General features: G+C 49.1%; 1 protein-coding gene. It reads right to left on the bottom strand.

Annotated features, from left to right (window positions below):
* A partial coding sequence (locus C1G53_RS09605; RefSeq protein ID WP_153046699.1) for a methyltransferase domain-containing protein occupies positions 1–399 on the bottom strand: 399 nt, incomplete at both ends.

The following is a 399-nucleotide window of genomic DNA, read 5'->3' as shown; positions in this document are numbered from 1 at the left end:
ACCAGCCTGCTCTATACCAATCGGCAGGGTCCGGCTGACCACCTCTTGCTCCACCTGTCCCATGTAAGACTTGAAATGGTCCACGATATCTTGGTTGTCATAGGACTCCTTGCGGAGTTGGTCTTTGGCTAAATGGCGGAGCTCCTTGAGGTGATTGGGGCCTGGGACTAGTTTGAGAATAGCCCCACCAGCTTTCAGCACTCTGGCAAATTCCTGATAATTGGCTGGGGAGAAGATGTCCAAGATCCCGTCGATGGTCTTGTCTTGAATGGGCAACTTGGTCAAGTCACCGACAAACCATTTGACCGACTTGGTCCTGTCTGTTCTGGCTGCTAGGAGAATAGAATCCTTAGAAATATCAAAAGCAAGAATGTCCAAGTCCATTTTCTCGGCTAATTT

It is taken from the genome of Streptococcus suis (assembly GCF_002960445.1).
Classification (GTDB): domain Bacteria; phylum Bacillota; class Bacilli; order Lactobacillales; family Streptococcaceae; genus Streptococcus; species Streptococcus hyiners.
This window is presented reverse-complemented; position numbering and strand designations above follow the sequence as displayed.